This window comes from Acinetobacter stercoris (assembly GCF_900323515.1).
GTDB lineage: Bacteria > Pseudomonadota > Gammaproteobacteria > Pseudomonadales > Moraxellaceae > Acinetobacter > Acinetobacter stercoris.
In genome coordinates this window covers 1-852 of sequence record NZ_OOGT01000429.1, presented here as the reverse complement: position 1 = coordinate 852, position 852 = coordinate 1, and the positions used below count along the sequence as shown (strand labels likewise).

The window sequence follows — 852 nt, the reverse complement described above, 5'->3', positions numbered from 1 at the left end:
GAATTAAATAATAATGATGAAAAAGGTTAATTTGGTATATTTGAATATTTATTATTTTAATCTAGGATTGATAAAATGTTATAAACTCAAATATACCAAACCTAAAATTCACAGGAAGTGAGTTATTTGGTCTAAATATTGCTAATAAATTTTCAAAAGGGAAGGTGAGAATTTATGTTGAATCATGATTTTTTAAATACATTTAGTCGTAATTTTATTAATCAAATAAAACATGTATGCCCAATAGATGGATATTTAACCTATAACATTGACAATATTTTTCATGCCTACAATTTTGATGTTTATGGTATTCCCAATAGCTCAATTGATGAATATTTAAATGTTCAGATAGAACATGATCCTGTAAGTTTTAGACATTTTTACCACCAGAAAAATAATGTTGCAGTTCTTGATCATTACCAACCTAATGAAGTTTATCGGGATTTCATGAAAAGATGGCAAGTCTCGGATACAGCAGAATTTTTCTTTAGAAAGCGTAATGGTGAACCTATTTTTGGAATCAGTATTTTTAGATCACCAGATAAAGAAAATTTTAATACGCTTGAACAGAAAATATTTGAATCTTTTCACACTTTGTCTGAAAGTTATTTTCATCATCATGCAGATGTTATTGATAAAAACCTCTTTATTGATCAATATAACTTAACAAAAAAAGAAATAGTTGTACTGGAAGAGTTATTTTCAGGTTTGGAAGGGAATTATATTGCACAAAAACTTAATTGTAGTTTAGCTACAGTTAAAACACATGTTCAACATATTTATCAAAAAACTAATGTTAAAAACAGACAAGAATTACTCTGTAAATTTTTAAGATAAAATCATCCTCAAGGA

General features: G+C 26.5%; 1 protein-coding gene. It reads left to right on the top strand.

Annotated elements, in window-relative coordinates; genetic code table 11:
* Positions 1-174: 174 nt before the first annotated feature.
* Positions 175-837, top strand: a complete 663-nt coding sequence (locus KPC_RS20060) for a helix-turn-helix transcriptional regulator (protein ID WP_121976033.1) — start codon at positions 175-177, stop codon at positions 835-837.
* Positions 838-852 lie beyond the last annotated feature (15 nt).

Coding starts and splice junctions, on each gene's coding strand:
- KPC_RS20060 (WP_121976033.1), top strand. CDS start 175: ATGTTGAATCATGATTTTTTAAATACATTTAGTCGTAATTTTATTAAT.